Genomic DNA, 22,643 nt, shown 5'->3' on the forward strand with positions numbered 1-22,643 from the left:
CGAGCCATCGCTTGCGCGGCGGCGGAGGTGGCTACAATCCGCCGCGCCCGAACCAGGCCCCTGCGCCACCGGCGGGAAGCTCCGGCTTCCCTGCCGGGCAGGTATAAAGAGCCGCTAGGAGAGTAACGTGAGCAAGACACCGGCCTCCAGGACCGCCGCGCCCAAGCCCGCCACGAAGGCGGCCAAGGCCTCGGCGGCGGGCAAGTCCGCCGAGGCGGACGCGCCAGACAGCACGGTCTCTCTGCTGGACAGCCCCGTCCGGCCCGCGACCCCGACATCAACTTCGAACAACAGCCGCCCCGCCGTGAAGACTGATCCCAAACTCTCCTCCGCCTGGAAGACCAAGTCCGGCGCCGAACTGACCGACGCTGAAGTGCTGGCGATGCCCGACAGCGAGTACATGAACGACAAGCAGGTGGACTTCTTCCGCGCCAAGCTGACGCAGCTCAAGGAAGACATCCTGTCCAATGCCGGCGAGACGACCGAGCACCTGCGCGAGGACACCTCCATCGTCCCCGATCCGGCCGACCGCGCCACGATCGAGGAGGAGCACGCGCTGGAGCTGCGCACCCGCGACCGCGAGCGCAAGCTGCTCAAGAAGATCATGCAGTCGCTGCAGCGGCTGGAAAGCGGCGAATACGGCTACTGCGACGAGACCGGCGAGCCGATCGGTCTGGGCCGCCTGATCGCGCGCCCAACCGCGACGCTGTCGCTGGAAGCGCAGCAGCGCCGCGAGCTCAAGCAGAAGATGTTCGGCGATTGAGCCGGCGAATGCGCTGCGCATCGAGCAGCATCACGCGAAGTGTCCGGTGAAGAGCAAGGTCCGCTAGAGCATGTCCGATCCCAAAGACGGCACCAATAAAGAAGGCGAGAGCTTTTTCCGCAAGGTGGCGCGTTTCGTGGCCAATCCGACGACCGACTGGGCGGAGATCAATTCGCGCCAGGACGATCCCGAGGCCGACGCGGCCAAGGCGGAATTGCGGGCCATGGTCGAACGCAAGCGCCGCAACGATTTCGTGCGCAAGCGCGAGCTCGACATGCTGCGCAAGATCCGGCGCGAGGGCCTGACGCCGGAACAGCTGGCCGCGCTGGGCGGCCATGCCACGTCGGGCATCGACGAACTGGGCCGCATCAGCGAGATCCAGGGCGCGCGGCGCGACGAGGCCAGCGTCAAGGCCAAGATCGACCAGATCGAGCAGCAGATGGTCGGCGAGGGCTTCGTCACGACGCATGTGCCGGGCCAGCATCCGGCCGGTTTCTTCGAGACCAGCACCCGCCCGGTCAACTTCGCCCCGACGCAGCCGGCGGACCAGATCGCCGCGCGCGTCTCCGACCACGCGCCGGCCGCGGACATGGAGCGCCTGGACCTGGCGCCCGCGCCGGCCGCGGCCTCGATGGGCGCCGGCATGGCGCCGCTGTCGTCGGCCGCCGCGCCGGCCCCGATCCCCGAGCTCAAGAAGGAGATCCCGACGCTGAGCTTCCGCGTCGCGGATCCACAGGTCGAGGTCAGCGAGGTCGTCCATGACGCCGAGCTGGACGAGGCCGTCATCGCCTTCGCCAATGCCGACTACGAGCATTGCGAGCGCAGCCTGACCGACCTGACCCGCCCCGGCGGCGCGCGCCACGAGCACGCCGAGACCTGGCTGGTGCTGTTCGACCTCTACCGGGCGACCGGCCAGCAGGGCAAGTTCGAGCATCTGGCCAATGACTACGCGCAGCAGTTCGGCCTGTCGTCCCCGCAATGGTTCTCGCTGCCCAAGCTGGTGGCCGAGGCGGTGCAGCAGGAGCGCGCGCCGCGCGGCCGCGCCAGCAGCGTGTCGTGGACCAGCCCGGAATACCTGGACACCGAGGCCGTCACGCAGATGCGCACGCGCTGTGAGAACCTGCCGATGCCCTGGGTGATCGACTGGGCGCCGCTGCGCCAGATCGACATCGAGGCCTGCGCCAAGCTGCGCGACCTGTTCCGCTCGTGGGCGCAGCAGGCGCTGGACCTGCGCTGGCTGTCCGGCGACCATTTCTTCCAGGTCCTGCGCGAGCAGGCTCCGGTGGGCAGCCGGGACGCGGACCCCATCCTGTGGATGCTGCGCCTGGAGGCGCTGCGCCTGGCCAACCGGCCGGACCAGTTCGACGAAGTCGCGATCGACTACTGCGTCACCTACGAGGTCTCCCCGCCCAGCTGGGAGAAGGCGCTGTGCCATGTGCGCATCAGCGGCAACGCGCTGTCCACCAGCTCGCCGTCGTCGATCCAGCCGGCGGCGCCGGACACCGGCATCGCCTTCCTCGAGTCCACGATGACCGACGAGGTCAACACCGCGGCGCTGATGGAGTTGTCCGGCCAACTGAGCGGCGACATCAGCGAGACGCTGGCGCTGATGACCGAACAGCTCGGCACCGCGTCGCTGGTGACGATCGCCTGCCCCAAGTTGATCCGCCTGGACTTCATGGCCGCCGGCGACCTGCTGAACTGGGTGCTGGCACGGCGCAGCGAGAACCGCGCGGTGCAGTTCAGCGACGCGCATCGCCTGGTGGCGCTGTTCTTCGGCGCGATGGGCATCAACGAGCACGCCCGGGTCAAGGTCCGGCACGTCTGAGGGCGGTCCGCATCGACCTTCGCAGCAACGGGGCCTCTGGCCCCGTTGCGCTTTGGGATGGCCGATCATCGTGGCTCGCCGGTCCGCCTGGCGGGCGGCCGTCAATCGGCATTCGCACAGGCGCGGCCATCGTCTTTTCCTCACCTTGTGATCCGCGCATCGGCTCCCACGTGAGGGGGTCATGACCGGAACTTCCATGTCTCAAGATCATTCCTCCCCGCTCCCGCCGTACCACGGCACCACCATCGTCAGCGTGCGGCGCGGCAACCAGGTCGCGATCGGGGGCGACGGGCAGGTGACGCTGGGCACGATCGTCGTGAAGTCGACGGCGCGCAAGGTGCGCAAGCTCTACAAGAACCAGGTGCTGGCGGGCTTCGCCGGGGCGACGGCGGATGCGTTCACGCTGTTCGAGCGCTTCGAGTCCAAGCTGGAGAAGCATCAGGGCCACCTGGTGCGCGCGGCCGTGGACCTGACCCGGGACTGGCGCACCGACCGCGTGCTGCGGCGCCTGGAGGCGATGCTGGCGGTGGCCGACCGCACGGCCTCGCTGATCATCACCGGCAATGGCGACGTGCTCGAGCCCGAGCAGGGCATCGTCGCCATCGGCAGCGGGGGTGCCTATGCGCAGGCGGCGGCGAAGGCGCTGCTGAACCACAGCGAGCTGGGCGCGGCGGACATCGTCAAGCAGTCGCTGGTCATCGCCGGCGAGATCTGCATCTACACCAACGGCAATCACACGATCGAGACGCTGGACTGAGCCGGCGCCGGAGCACACGAATGAGCAGCAGCATGACCCCGCAGGAAATCGTCTCCGAACTGGACCGGCACATCGTCGGCCAGGGCGACGCGAAGCGCGCCGTCGCGATCGCGTTGCGCAACCGCTGGCGGCGCCAGCAGGTGGATGACAAGCTGCGCGGCGAGATCACCCCGAAGAACATCCTCATGATCGGCCCGACCGGTGTCGGGAAGACCGAGATCGCGCGCCGGCTGGCCAAGCTGGCGGATGCGCCCTTCATCAAGGTCGAGGCGACGAAGTTCACCGAGGTCGGCTATGTCGGCAAGGACGTGGACAGCATCGTGCGCGACCTGGTGGACATCGCGGTGAAGCAGGAGCGCGAGCGCCAGATGCGCCTGCAGCGCGCGCGGGCCGAGGACGCGGCCGAGGAGCGCATCCTGGACGCGCTGGTGCCGCCGCCGCGCTCGACGACCGGTTTCGCGCCGGCCTCGGACGGCGGCGCGGACAACACCGCGCGGCAGGTGATGCGCAAGCGCCTGCGCGAGGGCTCGATGGACGACAAGGAGATCGAGGTCGAACTGGCCGAGGCGCGGCCCTCGATGGAGATCCTCGGGCCGCAGGGCATGGAGGAGATGGCGGAGCAGCTCAAGGGGCTGTTCTCGCAGATGGGGCAGGAGCGCAAGAAGGCGCGCAAGCTCAAGATCGGCGAGGCGATGAAGCTGCTGGTCGAGGAAGAGGCGGCCAAGCTGGTCAACGAGGATGACATCAAGACCTCGGCGCTGGCGCACGCGCAGGACAACGGCATCGTCTTCATCGACGAGATCGACAAGGTGGCGACGCGCAGCGAGCACAGCGGCGGCGCGGACGTGTCGCGCCAGGGCGTGCAGCGGGACCTGCTGCCGCTGGTCGAGGGCACGACGGTGAACACGAAGTACGGGATGGTGAAGACCGACCACATCCTGTTCATCGCGTCGGGGGCTTTTCACCTGAGCAAGCCGAGCGATCTGATCCCGGAGCTGCAGGGCCGGTTCCCGATCCGGGTGGAGCTGAAGTCGCTGTCGGTGGAGGACTTCGAGGCCATCCTGTCGAGCACGCACGCGAGCCTGGTGAAGCAGTACCAGGCGCTGCTGGCGACGGAGGGGCTGACGCTGGAGCTGAGCGAGGACGGCATCCGCCGCCTGGCGCAGATCGCCTACGAGGTCAACGAGCGCACCGAGAACATCGGCGCGCGGCGCCTGGCGACGGTGCTGGAGCGGCTGCTGGACGATCTGAGCTTCGACGCGCACAAGCATGCCGGCAAGACCGTCACGATCGATGGCGCGCAGGTCGACGAGAAGCTCGGCGCGCTGGCGCAGAACGAGGACCTGAGCCGGTTCATCCTCTGATCGCCGCGGCGGCCCTTGGCGCCGCCGACTTCACAGTGAGTTCACCATGAGCTCATCCTGAGCTCGAAGGCCGTCGCGAGACTGGCGTCTTCTCCACCACGAGAGGACCCGTCCCGTGATGAACCGCTTTCTCGCCTCCGTGCTCCTCGGCCTCGTGGCCTGGAACGCGTTGACCGCGCTGCTGATCGACTTCTACGTTCCGTCTCCATGCGACTTCACCGGCCGCTGCGACGGCGACATGATCTTCACGCTGAAGGTCTTCGGGATCTGGCTGGGCATGTTCTGGCTGAGCTCGGTGACCGTGCTGCTCTACAACATCGTCAGCTGGAAGCGCGCCTGGCAGCGCCATCAGCGGCAGTGGCAATGAAGCGCCTTCCCGCCCTGCATCATTTCCTGCGTCTGTCGTTGAGCGGGAATCCCGGCCGGGGGCTGCGCGTCGAGGCAAGCGGCCGCTTGTCGATCTCGGCTCCGCCCGTTCGTCGTGAAGAGTGCCCCCACCCTGACTCGAGGAGCTTCGCGATGACCGACACCCCCATCCATGCCTTCCTGCGCGATTACGCCGCCGCCGTCTACGAGCGCGATCTGACGCGCTTCATGGACCTGTACACCGCGGACATGCAGGTCTTCGACAGCTGGGACCGCTGGCAGCACGATCGCCAGGCGTGGGCGGCCATGGCCGCCGGCTGGTTCGAGGGCATCCGCGACGTGCGCGTCCGCGTGACGGCCAAGGACATCGCGAGCTGGTGCGATGAGCGGGTCGCCGGGGGCGCCGCCACACTGGAGTTCGCCGCGCTCGACGAGACCGGCAAGCCGCTGCGCGCCACCGAGAACCGCCTGACCCTCGTGCTTCGCAGCGAGAACGGCCGCTGGCGCGCGGTGCATCAGCACACCTCGGTGCCGGTGGACTTCAGCAGCAAGCAGGTCGTGCAGCGATAGGCGGTGATCGATCCCGGCTCAGGCGCCGTTCACAGCGCCAGCCGGTGCGCCTGCAGGGCCAGCAGGCCGTCGAAGATCAGCGAGTCGATCAACTCGTGAGGAATGTCCAGCGACGGCGACACCTTCCAGCCCGCGCCGCCGGTCATCAGCGTGACCGGCGCCTGGCCGCAGCGCTTGACGATGTGGCGGTGCATGCGCTCGATCGCGCCGGTGATGGCGTAGTTGCCGCCGCTGGTCAGCGCGTCCGAGGTGTTGGTCGGAAACTCGCGCACCTCGCCGGTCGGCACGCGCAGGCCGGCGGTGCCGCCCTCGAGCGCGCGCAGCATGATGCCGTGCCCGGGCAGGATCAGCCCGCCGAGGAACTTGCCGTCCGCGTCCAGCGCGTCGACCGTCACCGCCGTGCCGATCATCACCACCAGGGCCGGGCGCGCCGCCTGCCCGCGCATGCGCGCGAGGACGTGATGCCGCGCCCCGATCAGGGCCACGAAACGGTCCGCGCCGAGCCGGCCCGGATGGTCGTAGCCGTTGGTCACGCCGCCCGCCTGCGCCGACGACGCCACCCAGCGCGGCTCGATGTCCCACAGCTCCATCTGCTCCTCGACGCGATGCCGCATCGCATCGCCGGCCACGTTGCTGCCCAGCATGCTGCCCGGCGTCACCGGCAGCCGGGCCCAGTCGTGATCGGCCAGCTGCTCGATGTTCTCGAGAAACTGCGCGCCGTGCGCCAGCATCGCGCTGCCCGGCTGGGGACTCGCGTAGAGCGCCCACTTGAGGCGGGTATTGCCGATGTCGATGGCCAGGAAACTCATGGGCGTGGAGGCTGGTTCCGTGGAGTGCGCGCCAGTGGCTGAAGCGCGGGACGGGGACAGGGCGGCAGGTTAGCAGTGTTTATCCTCAAGGCGGTGCACCCCGCGGCCGAAATAGGATGGGATCGGTGTTTGCCGCGCCATCCCGGTGCGGCGCCGAAGATCCACCCTCACACGAGACCCAGGACCGATGAAGTTCTCCATCGCCACGCGCCTCTGGATCCCCGTCGCCGTCATGGCCGCCGTGACCGTCGTCATGACGCTGGGGGCGGCCTCCCGCACCCGCTCGCTGCTCGCCGTCGCGCAGGTGACACAGGAACAGCAGCAGCAGCGCTTCGAACTCGCGCTGCGCTGGCGCGGCCTGACCGAGGCCAATGCCAGCCGCGTGCAGGCCGGCCTCGCGGCCAACGACAACGCGGTGGCCGACGCGATGAAGGGTGACATCGCCCGCACCACGGACGCCATCAACGAGGTGCAGAAGCAGCTGGAGGCGCTGGCCGACGGCGACGAGGACAAGGCCGCGATGGCCAAGATCGCCGATCGGCGCAAGGGCTACATCGCCGCGCGCAACGACGCCGCCAAGCTGAAGTCCGGCGGCGACGTCGAGGGCGCGCACAAGGCCTTGCAGTCGCAGGTGGTGCCGGCGATCGAGCAGTACCTGGTGGCGCAGCAGGAATTCGTGGCGCTGCAGCAGAAGCGCTCGGCCGCGCTGCGCGAGGCCGCCGGCGCGGAGCGCATGCGCACGGTGTGGGGCGTGGCCGCGATGATGGCGGTGATCGTGGGCCTGCTGGCGCTGGCGACGGCGTATTTCGTGCGCACGATCTCCACCCCGCTGAAGTCCCTGATGGTGGAGGCCGAGCGCATTGGCGAGGGCGACCTGTTCCACGTCGATCGCGACTACAACAACGACGAGATCGGCGACGTGCAGCGCGCGCTGGCGGCGATGAAGAGTTCGCTGCGCAAGGTCATCCGCGAGGTGCGGGCGAGCGCCGACGGCATGCAGACCGCCAGCCAGGAGATCGCCAGCGGCAACCAGGACCTGAGCCAGCGCACCGAGCAGACGGCGTCCAACCTGCAGCAGGCGGCCTCGTCGCTGGCGCAGTTGACGGGCACGGTGCAGCAGAGCGCGGACAGCGCGCGCACCGCCAACCAGCTCGCGGGCAGCGCGGCCGAGGTGGCCGAGCGCGGCGGGGCGGTGGTGGGCGAGGTCGTGGGCACGATGGGACAGATCGACGCGTCGGCGAAGAAGATCAACGACATCATCGGGACCATCGACGGGATCGCGTTCCAGACCAACATCCTGGCGCTGAACGCGGCGGTCGAAGCGGCGCGGGCCGGCGAGCACGGCAAGGGCTTCGCGGTGGTGGCGTCCGAGGTCCGGGCGCTGGCGCAGCGCAGCGCCGGGGCGGCGCGCGAGATCAAGGCGCTGATCGGCGACAGCGTGACCAAGGTCGAGGCCGGCTCGCAGCTGGTGCGCGACGCGGGGGTGACGATGGCGGAGATCGTCGCGAGCGTGCAGCGGGTGTCGGACATCATTGGCGAGATCAGCGCCAGCACGGTGGAGCAGAGCCAGGGCATCGGCAACGTCAACGGATCGGTGGCGCAGCTGGACCAGATGACGCAGCAGAATGCCGCGCTGGTCGAGGAATCGGCGGCGGCCGCGGAGTCGCTCAGCGAGCAGGCGCGCAAGCTCACGGCGCTGGTGGGGCACTTCAAGGTCAGCGATCCCAAGCCGGCGGAAGGCGCCCTGACGCCGGCCGCGGCGGCGCCGAAGCCGCTGGCGGCGCCACGTCCGGCGGCGCGGCCCGCCGCCAAGACGCCGATCGCCAAGCCCGTTGCGGCAAAAGCTTCCACGGCGAGAGCTTCCACGGCGGCGGCCCCAAGGCCGGTCGCGAAGGCAAGCCCTGCCCCCGCGCCGGCGCCGAAAGTGGCGCCTCCGGCCCCGGCCGGCCCCAGCGCGACGTCGGCGCCCGGCGACGATTGGGAGACTTTTTGATCTGTCTCAATGGCCCTCAAGACTGAGGGCTGCTCCCCCATTTGTCTGGTTGGCTCCGGACCGCGCACGGCATAGGCTTTCTGCCCTCTCCTCTTCGAGGGCAACCGATGCTCACCAGCCACGACCAGATCCGGGCCAAAGCGCGCGACAGCCTTGACGCGATTACTATTGCCTGTCGATACTAATGATCAAGAGCTTTGCGGACAGGCGCACGGCGGCGATCTTCGACGGAACAACGACATGAGCATTCCACGCAGCCGGTTGAACCAGATCGATTTCGGCGACCTCACGACAGGGCGCCGGCTCGATCCCGTACACCCTGGGAGCATCTTGATGACGGAATTCATCGAGCCGCTCGGATTGACCCGTTATCGCGTCGCGAAGGCGATCGGTGTCCAGCAGCGGCGCATCGACGAGATCTGCGCAGGCGAGCGTTCGATCTCCGCCGACACCGCCGTGCGGCTCGGACTCGCCTTCAGCGTGGACCCGCGCTTCTGGCTCAACCTCCAGGCGCAGTACGACATCGAGGTCATCCTGCAAGCGCATGGCGACCAGTTGGTGGGGGAGATCGACGCCCTGGCGGCCTGATCACGTCATGCGCCGCGCCGCCTCACCCGCCCCCTGGCAAGTCTCCGCCGGCGGCATCGCCGGCCTGATCCTCAGCATCGGCCTGGCGCGCTTCGCCTACACGCCACTGCTGCCGCTGATGCAGCAGCAGGCCGGCCTCGGCGACGCGATGGGCGGCACGCTCGCCGCCATCAACTACGCCGGCTACATGAGCGGCGCCCTGCTCGCCGCGCTCATCGACGACCCGCGCTGGCGCTCGCGCCTGTACTTCTGGGGCATGCTCCTGGGCCTCGTCGCCACGGCGCTCATGCCGCTCGCCCCCCAGCTGGCGCCCAACCTCACGCTCTGGGCTGTCTCCCGCTACCTCGGCGGCCTCAGCGGCGCCGCCGGCATGCTGCTCGGCTCCGGCCTCGTGCTCGGCTTCCTGATGCGCGCCGGCAAACGCCCCGAGCTCGGTGTCCATTTCCTGGGGCTCGGCCTGGGCATCGTCGTGTCCGCGCTCGGCGCGATGGCGATGGACGGGCTCGCGCTCGACTGGGCCGGCCACTGGTGGGGCTTCGTCCTGATCGGCCTCCCGCTGCTCGCGATCACCTGGTGGTGGCGTCCACCCGTGCCGCCGCCCGCCGCGGCCGCGCTCGCGGCCGGCACGCCCAGCCCCCGCTGGATGCGATGGATGATCGCCGGCTACTTCTGCGCCGGTTGGGGCTTCGTCATCAGTGCCACCTTCACCGTCGCCATCGTCGAGCGCCAGCCGCTGCTGCATGGCCAGGGCCCCTGGGCCTGGCTGCTGGTCGGCCTCGCCGCCACGCCGGCCGTGTTCCTGTGGGACCGCGTCGCGCGCCGCATCGGCGACCTCAACGCGCTGCTCGCCGCCTTCGCGCTGCAGATCGTCTCCGTCGTGCTGCCCGCGCTGTCAGGCAGCCTCGCCGCCGCGCTCGCCGGCGCCCTGCTCTACGGCGCCACCTTCATCGGCCTGGTGAGCCTGACGCTCGCGCTCGTCGGCCGCCGCTCGCCCGGCAATCCCGGCAAGGCGATGGCCCGCCTCACGCTCAGCTACGGCGTCGCACAAGTCACCGCGCCCGCCCTCGCCGGCGCGATGGCGCAGGCCAGCGGCAACTACCTCGCCTCGCTCTGGCTCACGGCCGCGGTGCTCACCGTGGGCATGCTGATCATGCTGCGGCTACGCGGCCTGGAACGCCGCGGCGATGCGTGAGCCGTCCAGAGACGCGATGCCATCGGCCATCCGCGCCGAGGCCGTGATCGCGGCGTCCAGATCCACCTGCTCGCGCCAGCGCGGCGACAAGGCCACCACCTCGCCGATGACGAGCAGCGCCGGACTCGGCAGCCCCTCGCGTTCGATCGTTTCCGCCAACCCGGCGAGGGTCGTGAAGCACTCGCGCTGACGCGGCGTGTGGGCCGCGCTGACGATCACCGCCGGCGTCCCGGCCTTCAGTCCGCCGTCCTGCAACGCCTGCGCGATCGACGCCGCTCGCGCGAGTCCCATGTAGACCACCAGCGTCAACCGGCTCTTCGCGAGCGCGGCCCAGTCGGGCGCGATGCCGTGCTCGCCGTTGTGCCCGGTCACGAAGGCCACGCCCGGCGTGCAGCGCCGGTCGGTCACCGGCACGCCGACCGACGCCGGCGCCGCCAGTCCCGCCGACAACCCGTTGATCACCTCGACCTCGATGCCGGCCTCGCGCAACGCGTCGACCTCCTCACCGCCGCGGCCGAACACGAACGGATCACCGCCCTTGAGCCGCACCACCCGCGCGCCGGCCTTCGCCTCGCGGATCATCAGCTCGTGGATGAAGCGCTGCTCCGTCGACACGCACCCGCCGCGCTTGCCCACGCGCAGCACGCGCGCGGACGCCGGCAGGCAGGCCAGCACGCGCGCATCGACGAGGTCGTCGGTCAACACGACCTCGGCCTGCTGCAGACGCCTCAGCGCCTTGACGGTGAGCAGCTCCGGATCGCCCGGCCCCGCGCCGACGAGGGACACCAGGGGCGTGCTGGCGGGCGGGCAGGCATCAAGGGGGGTCATGTCGCTTCCTTCACTTCCACGGAGACCGGCGCGCCGCCGGCGGGGGCGGTGCCGTGCACCAGGCGCCGCAGCGCCGGCAGGCAGGAGCCGCATTGCGTGCCGCAGCGCAGCTCGCCCTGCAGCGCGGCGAGCCGCTCTTCCGGCGAGCCATCCGGCCGCCGCTGGAGGCAGGCCGCGATCGCGTCCTCGCGCACGTTGAAGCAGTTGCAGACCTGCGGACTCGCCGGCGCGGCGGGCTGCTCCGCGTCGGGCGCCAGCAGGCGGCGTCCGAACGGCGCGACCGGGACGCGCTCGCTCCACAGCGCATCGAGCCACGCGCCCTCGCTGCCCTCTCCCACGCGCAGCAGCGCCTGCAAGCGGGCCTCGGCGCCTTCGCCGTCCAGCCGCAGGGACCGGCTGCGTCCGCGCCGTCCATCGGCATAACGCAGCACGCCGGCGCCGTTGAGCTGCAGCACCGTCGACAGCGCCTGCACCACCGGCGCCGGCGGCGCCTCGGCGAACGCGAGCTCCAGGCTCCAGCCCTCGAGCGCCTCGTTCGCCGGGCCAGGCAGGCAGCAGGCGTACGCCGCCTGCTCCATCAGCACGCGCAGCTGGGCGCGCAGCGCCGCGCCGTCTCCCAGCCTCACCCAGGCGGCGCCGAAGACCCGCCATGGCAGGCTCACCGCTTCGACCGACACGGCCGCGAATTTCAGCTCGGGCTGGCGCGCGTCCGGACAGAACGCCGGCTGCGTCAGCGCATTGATGCCGAACTGACCGCGACCGCCGATGAACTCGCTGCCCCAGTGCATCGGCAGCCAGGCGCGCTGCGGGCCGACGCGCTCATCGGCGCGCAGCGGCACGATCAAGGGTCCGCGCCGTGATTGCACCCGCACCAGCGCGCCGGCCTCCAGGCCCCGCCGCGCGATGTCCTGCGGGTGCATCGACAGCGCCGGCGCCGGCTCGCCGGCGAAGAGCCGCGCGACGGTGCCGCTGCGGCTCATGCCGTGCCATTGGTCGCGCAGACGGCCGGTGCTCAGCGCCAGCGGGTACTTCGGATCCTGCGTCTCCGCCGGCGGCTGGAAGGCCTTCGCGATGAAGCGCGCGCGGCCGTCGGCATGCGCGAACGCGCCGTCCTCATACAGCCGGGACTTCGCGTCCGCCGCGCCCTCGGGCCAGGGCCACTGGCGCGGCGCCTCCTCGAGCATCGCGTAGCTGAGTCCGCCGATATCGAGGTCCCGTCCGCGCGTCGCCTCGCGATGCTCCAGCCAGGGCTGCTCCGGACGCTCCCACGCGAACAGGCTCGCGCGGCCCGGCCGCAGCACCGCTTCCATGCGCTGCGCGACGTCGCGCACGATGCGCCAGTCGTCGCGCGCCTCGCCGGCCGGCGGCAGCGCCGCGCGCACGCGGCTGATGCGCCGCTCGCTGTTCGTGACGGTGCCTTCCTTCTCCGCCCAGGTCGCCGCCGGCAGCACCACGTCGGCGAAGTCCGCCGTCGCCGTGCCGGTGAAGGCCTCCTGCAGGATCACCAGCTCGCAGCGCTCCAGCGCCGCGCGCACCAGCACCTGATCGGGCATGGACTGCGCCGGATTCGTGCACGCGATCCACAGCGCCTTGATCTCGCCGCGCGCCGCCGCCTGGAACAGCTCGACGGCGGTCTTGCCCGGCTGCTCCGGCAGGGCCTCCACGCCCCACAGCGCGGCCACTTCATCGCGATGCGCGGCATTGCCCGGATCGCGGTGACCGGGCAGCAGCGTCGCCATGCCGCCGCTCTCGCGCCCGCCCATCGCGTTGGGCTGGCCGGTCAGCGAGAACGGCCCCGCGCCCGCGCGGCCGATCTGTCCCGTCGCGAGATGCAGGTTGATCAGCGCGGTGTTCTTCGCCGCGCCGCTGCTGCTCTGGTTCAGGCCCATGCAGTACAGCGACAGCGTCGATGGCGACTGCGCGAACCACTGCGCCGCCTGCAGGATCTGGTCTTCCTTGAGCCCGGTGAGCCGCGCCGATTCGGCCGGCGTCATCGCCCGCACCAGCGCCTTCAGCGCGGCGAAGCCGCTGGTGTGCCGCTCGATGAAGGCGGCATCGATCCAGCCTTCCCAGATCGCCGCGTGCAGCAGGCCGTGGAACAGCGCGACGTCGCTGCCCGGCTTCAGCGCCAGGTGCAGGTCGGCGAACTCGGCCGTCTCCGTCCGGCGCGGATCGACGACGATGATCTTCATCCCCGGCCGCACCGCGCGCGCGGCCTCGATGCGGCGGAACAGGATCGGATGCGCCCACGCGGTGTTGGAACCGGCGATGAACAGGCAGTCCGTGCGTTCGAGGTCCTCGTAGCAGGCCGGCGGCGCGTCGGCGCCCAGCGACTGCTTGTAGCCGACCACGGCCGAGCTCATGCACAGCCGCGAGTTGCTGTCGATGTTGTTGGTGCCGACCAGCCCGCGCGCCAGCTTGTTGAACGCGTGATAGTCCTCGGTCAGCAACTGGCCCGAGATGTAGAAGCCGATCGCGTCGGACCCGTGCTGCGCGCGGATCGCGAGCAGCTGATCGGCGATGCGCTGCGTCGTCGTGTCCCAGTCCTGCGGCTGCAGCGCTTCGTCGCGCGTCGGCCGCCAGGCCGGCCGCAGCACGCGCTGCCGCGCGCGCACCAGCGGCGTGGCCGTCAGGTGCAGCGTCGCGCCCTTGGTGCACAGCCGGCCGAAGTTGGCCGGATGGTCCGGATCGCCGCGCACGCCGACGACGCGCGCGTCGTCCCCGCTGCCCGCCGTCTCGATGAGCACGCCGCAGCCGACGCCGCAGTACGGGCAGGTCGAACGCGTTTCGGCCATCGCGGCGCTCCGCTCAGCAGGCCACGCGGGTGCAGGGCCCCGCCTTCACCGGCGGCAGGTCGATGCCGAGGGTGTCCAGCTCCTGCCGGTCCAGCAGCACGAAGCCGTCCTCGACCTTCACCTGGAACACCGGCGTGCGGCCCTCATCGGGCTCGCGCGCGCAGCCGCTGTCCAGCGCGATGGTCCAGTTGTGCAGCGGACACGCAACGGCGTTTCCGAAGACGATGCCCTGGCTCAGCGGCCCGGCCTTGTGGGGGCAGCGGTCCAGCAGCGCATGGATGCGGTCGTCGGCGGTGCGGAACAGCGCGACCTGCGGCCCCTTGTCGCGGGCGACGCGGCGCGCGCCGAGCACGGGGATGTCGGCGACGGCGCAGATGGCGATCCAGTGGGTCATGGGGATCCTCGAGGTCAGAAGGTGTCGCGGACGGAAGCGGCAGGCACGGTCTTCGCGCCGGCACCCGCGGTGGAAGCTGGCGCGCCGACGCTGGCGACCGGCTCGAACTGGCGCACGTCGACCTGCGCCTTGGCGAACTCGAACCAGGGATCCGGCTCGCCGTCGAGCGCGAACTGCAGCTCGGCCCACAGCGCCTTGCGGCCCTCGTGGTCATCGAGGATGCGCTGCTTGACGTGATCCAGGCCCACGCGGGCGACATAGTGGACAGTGCGCTCCAGGTACCAGCCCTCCTTGCGGTAGAGCTGCATGAAGGCGCCGGTGTACTCCATCACCTCCTCGGCGGTCTTGAGCTTGACCAGGAAGTGGGCGACCTCGGTCTTGATGCCGCCGTTGCCGGCGATGTACATCTCCCAGCCGGAATCCACGCCGATGATGCCGACGTCCTTGATGCCGGCCTCGGCGCAGTTGCGCGGGCAGCCGCTGACGGCGAACTTGACCTTGTGCGGCGCGTACATGCGCCACATCGCGCGCTCCAGGTCCTTGCCCATCTGCGTGCTGTCCTGCGTGCCCATGCGGCACCACTCGGAGCCGACGCAGGTCTTCACCGTGCGCAGCGCCTTGGCGTAGGCATGGCCGCTGGGCATGCCGATGTCGCGCCAGACGTCGACCAGGTCCTCCTTGCGCACGCCCAGCAGGTCGATGCGCTGGCCGCCGGTCACCTTGACGGTCGGGATCTTGTACTTGTCGACGGCGTCGGCGATCCGGCGCAGCTCGTCGGCGGTGGTCTCCCCGCCCCACATCCGCGGGATCACGGAGTAGGTGCCGTCCTTCTGGATGTTGGCGTGACTGCGCTCGTTGATGAAGCGCGATTGCGGGTCGTCGACGGCCTCCTTGGGCCAGGACGAGATCAGGTAGTAGTTGAGCGCCGGACGGCAGGTCGCGCAGCCGTTGGGGGTCTTCCAGTTGAGCCGCTCGTAGACCTGGTCCAGCGTGATGAGGTGCTCCTTGAAGATGGCGTCGCGCACCTCCTGGTGGCTCAGCTCGGTGCAGCCGCAGACGGCCTTCTTCTTCGGCGTGGCCGAGTAGTCGCCCCCCGCGGTGAACATCAGCAGCTGCTCGACCAGCCCGGTGCAGGAGCCGCAGCTCGCGCTCGCCTTGGTGTGCTTGCGCACCTCCTCGAGCGTGAACAGGCCCTTCTCCTTGATGGCCTTGCACACGGCGCCCTTGGTCACGCCGTTGCAGCCGCAGACCTCGTCGCTGTCGGCCATCGCGGCGGCCTTGTTGTGACCCTGGTGGCCGACGTCGCCGATGTTGCTCTCGCCGAACATCAGCTTGTCGCGCAGCTCGCCGATCTTGCGGCCTTCACGCAGCAGCTTGAAGTACCAGCTGCCGTCGACGGTGTCGCCGTACAGACAGGCGCCGACCAACTGGTCGTTCTTGATGACGAGCTTCTTGTAGACGCCGGCGAAGGGATCGCTCATCACGATCTCCTCGGTGCCCTCGCCACCCATGAAGTCGCCGGCCGAGAACAGATCGATGCCGGTGACCTTGAGCTTGGTGCTGGTCTGGCTGCCGAGGTAGCGGCCGATGCCGAACTGCGCCAGGTGGTTCGCGCAGACCTTGCCCTGCTCGAACAGCGGCGCCACCAGGCCGTAGGCGATGCCGCGATGCGCGGCGCATTCGCCGACGGCGTAGATGCGGGGATCGGTCACGGTCTGCAGCGTGTCGCTGACCACGATGCCGCGATGGCAGTGCAGGCCGGCACTCTCCGCCAGCGCGGTGTTGGGGCGGATGCCGGCGGCCATCACGACCAGGTCGGCGGGGATCTCTTCGCCGTCCTTGAAGCGAACGGCCATCACCCGCCCGTCCTTGTCGCCGATCAACGCCTCGGTCTGCGCGCCCATGCGGAAGCGCAGGCCGCGCTCCTGCAGCGACTTGCGCAGCAGGTCGCCGGCCTGGTCGTCGAGCTGGCGTTCCATCAGCCAGCCGGCGATGTGCACGACGGTCACCTGCATACCGCGCAGCATCAGGCCATTGGCCGCCTCCAGGCCCAGCAGGCCGCCGCCGATGACGACCGCGTGGCGGTACCTGGTGGCCGCCTCGATCATCGTGTTGGTGTCGGTGATGTCACGGTAGCCGATCACGCCGTCCAGGTCCTTGCCGGGCACCGGCAGGATGAACGGGTTGGAGCCGGTGGCGATCAGCAGCCGGTCGTAGCCGGCCACGGTGCCGTCGTCCGCGATCACCTGGCGCTTGACGCGATCGATCGCCGTCACCGTCTTGCCCAGGTGCAGCGTGATGCCGTTCTCCTCGTACCAGGAGAGCGGGTTCAGGATGATCTCGTCGAGCGTCTGCTCGCCGGCCAGCACGGGGCTGAGCAGGATGCGGTTGTAGTTGGGATGCGGCTCGGCCCCGAAGACGGTGATGTCATACAGGTCGGGGGAGATCTTGAGCAGCTCTTCCAGGGTGCGGACGCCGGCCATGCCATTGCCCACCATCACCAGCTTCATCTTCTTCATGCGGCACGCTCCAATCGGATTCGGGCGATGGCGGCAGAATCGCCGCCACCATGAGTTTCGACATCGCCATCGGCCTGGCCAGCGACCGCGGCCCGCGGGAACGCAACGAGGACTTCGCCGCTGTGCAGCGGCCGCGGGATGCGCGCGAGGCCGCCAAGGGCTGGATCGCGGCGCTGGCCGACGGCGTCTCCGGACAGCCCGGCCATCCTGGCGAAGGCGGCGGCCGCATGGCGGCGCAGACCACCGTCGGCGCGCTGGTGCGCGACTACCACGCCACGCCGCGCCACTGGGACACCACCGTCGCGCTGGACCGGCTGATCGCCGCGCAGAACGGCTGGCTGGCCCACCACAATCGGCGCGGCGAGCGCTCGGCGCTGACGACGCTCAGCGCCGTCGTGCTGCAGGGCGGCGGCTACACGGTGGCCCACGTGGGCGACAGCCGCGTCTGGCTGATCCGCGACGGCCAAGCCGCGCAGCTGACCCAGGACCATGCGATCGACCAGAGCGACTTCGCGCGGCTGACCCGCGCGATCGGCCTCGACGACACGGTGCGTGTCGACTACGCGCAAGGCGACCTGCGCGCCGGCGACCGGCTGCTGCTGACCAGCGACGGCGTGCATGGCCCGCTGCGCCCCAGCCAGCTGGCCGAACTGGCGATGGGCGAGGACGCGCAGGCGGCCGCCGAGGCGCTGGTCCGTGCCGCGCTCGACGCGGGCGGACATGACAACGCCACGGCGCTGCTGGTGCTGGTTCGCGCGCCGGGCACCGCCGGCTACGACGACCTGCTGCGCGACGCGCAGCGCCTGCCCGTGCCGCCGCGGATGAAGGCCGGCGATCTGCTCGACGGCCTGCGCGTCACCGCGCTGGTGGCCGACAACGGCGTGCACCGGCTGCTGCGGGTCCGCCGTGACGAGGACCTCGGCGGCCAGCGCCCGCTGGCCCTGAAGACGCTGGCCGAGGCCCGCGGCGACGATCCGCAGGAGCGCGCCATGCTGGCGCACGAGGGCTGGCTGATGCGCCGCGTCGGCGACCATCCCGGCCTGGTGCGCAGCCATGAGACGCCGGACGCCAGCGCGCTGTACCTGCTGGCCGACTGGCACGACGGCCGCACGCTGGAGGAATTGATGACCGCCGACCGGCCGGCGCTGGCCGACTTCCTCGCCGCGGCCGGCAAGATCGCCGCGGCGCTGGGCCGGCTGCATCGCGCCGGCATCGTGCATCGCGACATCAAGCCAGGCAACCTGCATCTGGGCGACGACGGCCGCTGGCGCGTGCTGGACCTGGGCGTGGCGCTGTCCGGCCATGAACCCGAGGCGCTGCGCGAGCTGCATGCCGGCACGCCGAGCTACATCAATCCCGAGCAGTGGGACGATCCGCCGGTCCCCGCGGACGCCGGCAGCGATCTCTTCGCACTGGGCGTGACGCTGTACCAGTGGCTCACCGGCCGGCTGCCCTACGGCGAGATCGAGCCCTACCAGCGCGGCCGCTACCGGCACGACCCGCGTCCACCCTCGCGGCTGCGGCCCGACGTGCCGATCTGGCTCGACCGGCTGCTGCTCAAGGCCGTGCACCGCGAGGCGGCGGCCCGCTTCGAGACCGCCGACGAGCTGCTGTTGGCGCTGGAGCGCGGCGCCTCGCGCCCGCTGCCCGCCGCTGGCGGCAGCGCGCTGGCCCGGCGCAATCCGATCGCCGCCTGGCAGCTGGCCTTCGGCCTGTCGGCGCTGCTCAACCTGCTGCTGCTGGTCTGGCTGCTGTTCCTGCCGCGCTGAGCGCGGCCGGGCCGCTTCAACGCGCTTCATACGCCCTCCCATGGGACGGAGCCCGGCCCGCGGCGCCCTTCGCGTCCGCGGCCGGCACGCGCGCGCGGCCGCCGCGCTCGGCCCAGGTGCGGGTCCAGCGGATCTGCATCACGCGCATCACGCCCAGCATCAGCAGCGACAACGCGGCGAAGATCGCGAAGCCCCAGAAGTAGGTGCCGGCGTACTGCTTGGACAGGCCCATCAGGTTGGGCACCAGGCCGCCGCCCAGCGCGCCGACCTCGCCGATCATCGAGCCCGCCACCGCCGTGGCCGCGGGCCAGCGCAGCGGCACCAGCTGGAACAGCGCGCCGTTGCCGGCACCGAGCGCGGCGAAGCAGGCGATCAGCAGCAGCGTCGTGGCGATCAGCGATCCGCCGGCCAGACCCGCCAGCAGCAGCGTGACGGCCACCGCGACCAGCACCACGGTCAGCGTGTTGACGCCGCCCCAGCGGTCGGAAATCCAGCCGCCCATCACGCGCACCGCGGCGCCCATGAACGCCGCCAGCATCGTCAGCTGGCCGGCCTGCACCTTGGAGACGCCGAACTGGTCGTAGTAGTAGGTGGGCAGGAAGGTGATCAGGCCGATGAAGCCGCCGAAGGTGACCGCGTAGATCAGGCTGAAGGCCCAGCCGTCCTTCTCGAACAGGCAGGCCATGTGGCTGCGCAGGCCGGCATGGCTGTCGACATCGGGCGGCTCCTTGGCGAAGACGATCATCACGGCCATCGGCACCAGGATCGCGACACCGGCGATCGCATAGACCGCCTGCCAGCCGAGCCACTGCGCCAGCGGCGGAGCCACCAGCACCGACACCGCCGTGCCGACGTTGCCGGCGCCGACCAGGCCCATCGCCAGGCCCTTGTACTTGGGCGGGTACCAGCCCGAGCCCAGCGACAGCGCGACGCCGAAGCTCGCGCCGGCGATGCCCAGCAGCACGCCCATGGCGAGCAGGTCGCCGTAGCCCTTGACCATGAAGAAGCCGTAGCCCATCGCGACGGCGATCAGCGCCATCTCGACCAGCGTGGCGTTCTTGCGGCCGATGTATTGCGACAGCACGCCCAGCGGGAAGCGCATCAGCGCGCCGGCCATGATGGGGATCGACAGCATCAGACCCTTCTGGGCGGCGCTCAGCTGGTAGGCCTCGCTGATGAAGGGCGCGAGCGCGCCGTTCAGCACCCAGATGCAGCACGAGAACGCGAAGTACAGGAACGCCGCGCCGAGGGTCGGGGCGTGACCGGAACGCAGGAAGGTGCGGAACGCTGCCATGACGAGGATGCTCTGGGGGGGCTGGAAACGAAAAAAGGCCGCGTCGAGCACGGGGCTCGGCGTGGCCTTCTGACGGAGGGGCATCGGGTCGCGGGGCGGCCCGGTGCGAGACCGCGGAGCCGGAGCTCCGCGCGGGTGCGGCGCGCCGTTGCGCCACGGGCTTCTCTTCGCAAGTCGCGTGCCAGATCGCCGCGCTGCACCGCGGGCGGGCGCGGCGCGGCCGATGGGCTTATGCTGCGACGCCTCGCGCGGCGGCACGATCCGTGCGCGTGGGATCGTGTGTCTTCCCTCTGTAGCGACCATGTCCGAGCCGACCGCGCGCGCCGCCGCTGACGCCTCCCACTCCGACGACGAACTGCCCCGCCGCGTGCTGTGGCTGGGCGCCGCGCCGGGTGACGCAGCAGGCGCGCCGCACTGGATCGCGGCATCCGTGCACCAGCCCGGACGCGACAGCTTGGTGCGCGCCGCACAAGAACAGGCCGCCGAGGCCTTGGTGCTGAGCGCGGGCGCGGAGCAGTTGAGCGACTGGCTGGACGTGCTGACGGCTGCCGGGCTCGACCTGCCGGGCGTCGCCGTGATCAGTGATGCGTCGCGGCCGCCCGCGGCGCTGCTGCAACGCGCGATGGCGCTCGGGATCCAGACGCTGCTGGAGACGCTGCCGCCGCCAGACGCGCTGCGCCGCCAGCTCCGCTGGGCCGCCTGGCAGGCCGGGCGCCAAGCGGCGCTGCGGGCGCAGCTCGACGATCGCAAATGGACCGAGCGCGCCAAGGGCCTGCTGATGGCGGGGCGCGAGCTCGATGAGGACAGCGCCTTCCGCCTGCTGCGGGAAGCCGCGATGCATGCGCACCTGCGGCTCGGCGAGGTGGCGCGCGCGGTGGTGCAGTCGGCGCAACTGGCCGAGGCGGTCAACCTTGCGGGGCAGCAACGGATGCTCAGCCAGCGTCTGGTGAAGCTGATGGCGCAGCGGACCGCCGGGATCGAGGTCAAACGCGCCAAGACCTTGCAGGATGAGTCGCGGGCGCGGGTGAGCGCGAACCTGGCGCGGCTGCCGGCGCTGTTGCCGGCGCTGCCGGAGGCGGCGGAGCGCGTGGAGGGCGTCATCGACGCCTGGAGGCGGCTGGAGCCGCTGATCGCGGGCAAGCCCGGCGTGGAGACGCTGGCCGCTGCCGATACGGCGGCGGAGGACCTGCTGACCCGCTCCGATGCGCTGGCGACGGGGGTCGCGGGCGCGGGCGGCGGCAAGCCGCTGCAGGTCGTGAACCTGTGCGGGCGGCAGCGGATGCTGAGCCAGCGCCTGGCCAAGGACGCGCTGCTGGCTGATCTGCTGCCGGAGCGGGATCCCGCGTTGCTGCGGGACAGCCTGGACCGCTTCGCGGCGGGACTGGCCGAGCTGGAGGCCTCGCCGCTGTCCAGCGACGCGATCCGCACGCTGCTGGCCGAGGTCGGCGCCGAATGGCTACGGCTGATGCGCAGCCTGCGCGACGCCCATGGCCGCGAAGCCGCCAGCGGACTGGCCCGCAGCAGCGAGGTGCTGCTCGACCGGCTGGACCTGCTCACCGGCCACTACCAGCAGAGCCTGCAGATCATCCTCGGTTGAATGCCTGTCGCGCCCAGCCGCTCTTTCGTTGCTCAAGTGAGCGGGCAATTCCGCGCCGGTCCCTGCCTGCGACAGGGAGCTGGTGACCTGCGAAGGCACTAGCCCACACCCCTCCCTCCCGCAAGCGGGCGAGGGGGTAAGAGCCGGACGTCGTAGTAAACCCCCTCGCCCCAGCGGGGAGAGGGAGGGGAGAGGGGGCTCGTGCCACAGCGCTGCTGCCCTTCGAAGCACCCCCTCTCCCCCGCCCTCTCCCCCCTCGCGGGGGGCGAGGGAGTTCTTTGCGCAAGGCAAGTGCGGGCACCTCGCCCGCTTGCGGGACAGGGGTGTTGCATCGGCGATGCTCGGTCGAACACCCTCTCCCGCGAAGTGGGAGAGGGAGGCGTGAGTGCCAGCGCCGTCAGGCCGCCTTTGCCTCCGCATGGCGGTGCCGCGTGTAGAGGAAGTCGATCACCGCCTTGCGCGCATGCACGTACGCAGGGTCCTCGGCGAGCGCCACGCGATCGCGCGGCCGCGGCAGCGTCACGGGCAGGATCTCCCCGATCGTCGCAGCCGGTCCGTTGGTCATCATCACGATGCGATCCGACAGCAGCACCGCCTCATCCACATCGTGCGTGACCATCACCACCGTGCTCTTCGTCGCCGCGACGATCTTCAGCAGCTCGTCCTGCAGATGGGCGCGCGTCAGCGCATCCAGCGCGCCGAAGGGCTCGTCCATCAGCAGCACCTTCGGCGCCATGGCCAGCGCCCGGGCGATCCCCACGCGCTGCTTCATGCCGCCGGAGATCTCATGCGGCCGCTTGAACATCGCATGCCCCATGCCGACCAGATAGAGCGCCTCCTCCGTCCGCGCCATCAGTCGCGGACGCAGTTCCCGGCGGCCGAAGACCGACTCGACCGCGAGCAGCACATTGTCGAAGCAGGTCAGCCACGGCAGCAGCGAGTGGTTCTGGAACACGACCGCGCGGTCCGGCCCCGGGCCGTCGATCTCCCGGCCGTCGCAGAGCAACCCGCCGCCGGAGGGCAGCAACAGGCCGGCGATCAGGTTCAGCAGCGTCGACTTGCCGCAGCCCGAATGGCCGATCAGCGTCACGAACTCACCCTGGGCGATGTCCAGGTCGATGTCGCGCAGCGCGTGGAACCAGCCCTGCCGGGCCGGGAACAGCATGTCGGTCCGCTGGACGCGGATGAAGGGTCGGCTCATCGCGGACTCCTGGCAA

General features: G+C 70.6%; 18 protein-coding genes. 11 read left to right on the forward strand and 7 right to left on the reverse strand.

From position 1 onward, the window contains the following. Positions 1–241 precede the first annotated feature (241 nt). The 6 genes from dksA to ACEN96_RS25825 all read left to right on the forward strand — a co-directional run bounded on the left by dksA (position 242) and on the right by ACEN96_RS25825 (position 5,648). Entirely contained in the window at positions 242–763 is a 522-nt protein-coding gene (gene dksA / locus ACEN96_RS25800) for an RNA polymerase-binding protein DksA (RefSeq protein WP_495588688.1), read from the forward strand. Between the two features lie 70 nt (positions 764–833). Beyond that, the gene (locus ACEN96_RS25805) at positions 834–2,591 is read left to right on the forward strand and encodes a hypothetical protein (RefSeq protein WP_495585870.1); all 1,758 of its coding nucleotides are present in this window, start codon (positions 834–836) and stop codon (positions 2,589–2,591) included. Positions 2,592–2,787: 196 nt separating this feature from the next. Further along, entirely contained in the window at positions 2,788–3,348 is a 561-nt protein-coding gene (gene hslV / locus ACEN96_RS25810; protein WP_495585871.1) for an ATP-dependent protease subunit HslV, read from the forward strand. Between the two features lie 20 nt (positions 3,349–3,368). Next, positions 3,369–4,712 (forward strand): ATP-dependent protease ATPase subunit HslU, encoded by a 1,344-nt coding sequence (gene hslU, locus ACEN96_RS25815; protein ID WP_495585872.1) that lies wholly within the window; start codon positions 3,369–3,371, stop codon positions 4,710–4,712. Positions 4,713–4,830: 118 nt separating this feature from the next. Next, entirely contained in the window at positions 4,831–5,079 is a 249-nt protein-coding gene (locus tag ACEN96_RS25820; RefSeq protein WP_495585873.1) for a hypothetical protein, read from the forward strand. Between the two features lie 152 nt (positions 5,080–5,231). Continuing rightward, positions 5,232–5,648 carry a YybH family protein gene (locus tag ACEN96_RS25825; RefSeq protein ID WP_495585874.1) on the forward strand — a complete coding sequence of 139 codons (417 nt, stop codon included), beginning with the start codon at positions 5,232–5,234 and terminating at the stop codon, positions 5,646–5,648. A gap of 29 nt (positions 5,649–5,677) precedes the next feature. On the opposite strand, the gene ACEN96_RS25830 is transcribed toward ACEN96_RS25825, so the two are convergent. After that, positions 5,678–6,457 (reverse strand): type III pantothenate kinase, encoded by a 780-nt coding sequence (locus tag ACEN96_RS25830; protein WP_495585875.1) that lies wholly within the window; start codon positions 6,455–6,457, stop codon positions 5,678–5,680. Between the two features lie 187 nt (positions 6,458–6,644). Between ACEN96_RS25830 and ACEN96_RS25835 the strand changes: the two genes are divergently transcribed. From ACEN96_RS25835 to ACEN96_RS25845, 3 genes are all read left to right on the forward strand, one after another. Beyond that, positions 6,645–8,450, forward strand: coding sequence for a methyl-accepting chemotaxis protein (locus tag ACEN96_RS25835; protein ID WP_495585876.1), 1,806 nt, complete (start codon positions 6,645–6,647; stop codon positions 8,448–8,450). Between the two features lie 240 nt (positions 8,451–8,690). Continuing rightward, positions 8,691–9,038 (forward strand): HigA family addiction module antitoxin, encoded by a 348-nt coding sequence (locus tag ACEN96_RS25840; protein WP_495585877.1) that lies wholly within the window; start codon positions 8,691–8,693, stop codon positions 9,036–9,038. A 7-nt stretch (positions 9,039–9,045) separates the two neighbouring features. After that, positions 9,046–10,230 carry a YbfB/YjiJ family MFS transporter gene (locus tag ACEN96_RS25845; protein ID WP_495585878.1) on the forward strand — a complete coding sequence of 395 codons (1,185 nt, stop codon included), beginning with the start codon at positions 9,046–9,048 and terminating at the stop codon, positions 10,228–10,230. Here the strand turns inward: ACEN96_RS25845 and cobA are convergent. From cobA to nirB, 4 genes are read right to left on the reverse strand one after another with little or no spacing between them, the layout of a single operon-like run. Then, on the reverse strand, positions 10,198–11,058 hold the full coding sequence (cobA, locus tag ACEN96_RS25850; protein ID WP_495585879.1) for a uroporphyrinogen-III C-methyltransferase: 861 nt from the start codon (positions 11,056–11,058) through the stop codon (positions 10,198–10,200). The genes ACEN96_RS25845 and cobA overlap by 33 nt on opposite strands. Next, a complete protein-coding gene (locus tag ACEN96_RS25855) occupies positions 11,055–13,853 on the reverse strand; it encodes a nitrate reductase (protein ID WP_495585880.1) in 2,799 nt (932 codons plus the stop codon). Before ACEN96_RS25855 ends, cobA begins: the two co-directional genes overlap by 4 nt. A 13-nt stretch (positions 13,854–13,866) precedes the next feature. Then, the gene (gene nirD, locus ACEN96_RS25860) at positions 13,867–14,247 is read right to left on the reverse strand and encodes a nitrite reductase small subunit NirD (protein ID WP_495585881.1); all 381 of its coding nucleotides are present in this window, start codon (positions 14,245–14,247) and stop codon (positions 13,867–13,869) included. A 14-nt stretch (positions 14,248–14,261) separates the two neighbouring features. Beyond that, positions 14,262–16,766 carry a nitrite reductase large subunit NirB gene (gene nirB, locus ACEN96_RS25865; protein WP_495585882.1) on the reverse strand — a complete coding sequence of 835 codons (2,505 nt, stop codon included), beginning with the start codon at positions 16,764–16,766 and terminating at the stop codon, positions 14,262–14,264. Positions 16,767–16,816: 50 nt separating this feature from the next. On the opposite strand from nirB, the gene ACEN96_RS25870 reads away from it, so the two are divergent. Further along, positions 16,817–18,535: a bifunctional protein-serine/threonine kinase/phosphatase gene (locus ACEN96_RS25870; protein WP_495585883.1), complete on the forward strand. Its 1,719-nt coding sequence runs from the start codon at positions 16,817–16,819 to the stop codon at positions 18,533–18,535. A 16-nt stretch (positions 18,536–18,551) separates the two neighbouring features. Here the strand turns inward: ACEN96_RS25870 and ACEN96_RS25875 are convergent, their stop codons facing one another. Continuing rightward, positions 18,552–19,829 carry an MFS transporter gene (locus ACEN96_RS25875; RefSeq protein ID WP_495585884.1) on the reverse strand — a complete coding sequence of 426 codons (1,278 nt, stop codon included), beginning with the start codon at positions 19,827–19,829 and terminating at the stop codon, positions 18,552–18,554. Positions 19,830–20,130: 301 nt separating this feature from the next. On the opposite strand from ACEN96_RS25875, the gene ACEN96_RS25880 reads away from it, so the two are divergent. Further along, entirely contained in the window at positions 20,131–21,426 is a 1,296-nt protein-coding gene (locus tag ACEN96_RS25880; RefSeq protein ID WP_495585885.1) for a type IV pili methyl-accepting chemotaxis transducer N-terminal domain-containing protein, read from the forward strand. A 397-nt stretch (positions 21,427–21,823) separates the two neighbouring features. Here the strand turns inward: ACEN96_RS25880 and ACEN96_RS25885 are convergent, their stop codons facing one another. Further along, positions 21,824–22,627 carry an ABC transporter ATP-binding protein gene (locus tag ACEN96_RS25885; protein ID WP_495585886.1) on the reverse strand — a complete coding sequence of 268 codons (804 nt, stop codon included), beginning with the start codon at positions 22,625–22,627 and terminating at the stop codon, positions 21,824–21,826. Positions 22,628–22,643: the final 16 nt, after the last annotated feature.

The organism is Roseateles sp. Mitsp63 (genome assembly GCF_059491535.1).

Excerpts from the sequence above, each read along its gene's own strand:
- ACEN96_RS25880 (WP_495585885.1), top strand. The coding sequence starts at position 20,131 with ATGTCCGAGCCGACCGCGCGCGCCGCCGCTGACGCCTCCCACTCCGAC.
- ACEN96_RS25820 (WP_495585873.1), top strand. The coding sequence starts at position 4,831 with ATGAACCGCTTTCTCGCCTCCGTGCTCCTCGGCCTCGTGGCCTGGAAC.
- ACEN96_RS25845 (WP_495585878.1), top strand. The coding sequence starts at position 9,046 with ATGCGCCGCGCCGCCTCACCCGCCCCCTGGCAAGTCTCCGCCGGCGGC.
- ACEN96_RS25885 (WP_495585886.1), bottom strand. The coding sequence starts at position 22,627 with ATGAGCCGACCCTTCATCCGCGTCCAGCGGACCGACATGCTGTTCCCG.
- ACEN96_RS25825 (WP_495585874.1), top strand. The coding sequence starts at position 5,232 with ATGACCGACACCCCCATCCATGCCTTCCTGCGCGATTACGCCGCCGCC.
- hslV (WP_495585871.1), top strand. The coding sequence starts at position 2,788 with ATGTCTCAAGATCATTCCTCCCCGCTCCCGCCGTACCACGGCACCACC.
- ACEN96_RS25830 (WP_495585875.1), bottom strand. The coding sequence starts at position 6,457 with ATGAGTTTCCTGGCCATCGACATCGGCAATACCCGCCTCAAGTGGGCG.
- nirB (WP_495585882.1), bottom strand. The coding sequence starts at position 16,766 with ATGAAGAAGATGAAGCTGGTGATGGTGGGCAATGGCATGGCCGGCGTC.
- ACEN96_RS25840 (WP_495585877.1), top strand. The coding sequence starts at position 8,691 with ATGAGCATTCCACGCAGCCGGTTGAACCAGATCGATTTCGGCGACCTC.
- cobA (WP_495585879.1), bottom strand. The coding sequence starts at position 11,058 with ATGACCCCCCTTGATGCCTGCCCGCCCGCCAGCACGCCCCTGGTGTCC.
- ACEN96_RS25835 (WP_495585876.1), top strand. The coding sequence starts at position 6,645 with ATGAAGTTCTCCATCGCCACGCGCCTCTGGATCCCCGTCGCCGTCATG.
- hslU (WP_495585872.1), top strand. The coding sequence starts at position 3,369 with ATGAGCAGCAGCATGACCCCGCAGGAAATCGTCTCCGAACTGGACCGG.
- ACEN96_RS25875 (WP_495585884.1), bottom strand. The coding sequence starts at position 19,829 with ATGGCAGCGTTCCGCACCTTCCTGCGTTCCGGTCACGCCCCGACCCTC.
- ACEN96_RS25855 (WP_495585880.1), bottom strand. The coding sequence starts at position 13,853 with ATGGCCGAAACGCGTTCGACCTGCCCGTACTGCGGCGTCGGCTGCGGC.
- ACEN96_RS25870 (WP_495585883.1), top strand. The coding sequence starts at position 16,817 with ATGAGTTTCGACATCGCCATCGGCCTGGCCAGCGACCGCGGCCCGCGG.
- ACEN96_RS25805 (WP_495585870.1), top strand. The coding sequence starts at position 834 with ATGTCCGATCCCAAAGACGGCACCAATAAAGAAGGCGAGAGCTTTTTC.
- nirD (WP_495585881.1), bottom strand. The coding sequence starts at position 14,247 with ATGACCCACTGGATCGCCATCTGCGCCGTCGCCGACATCCCCGTGCTC.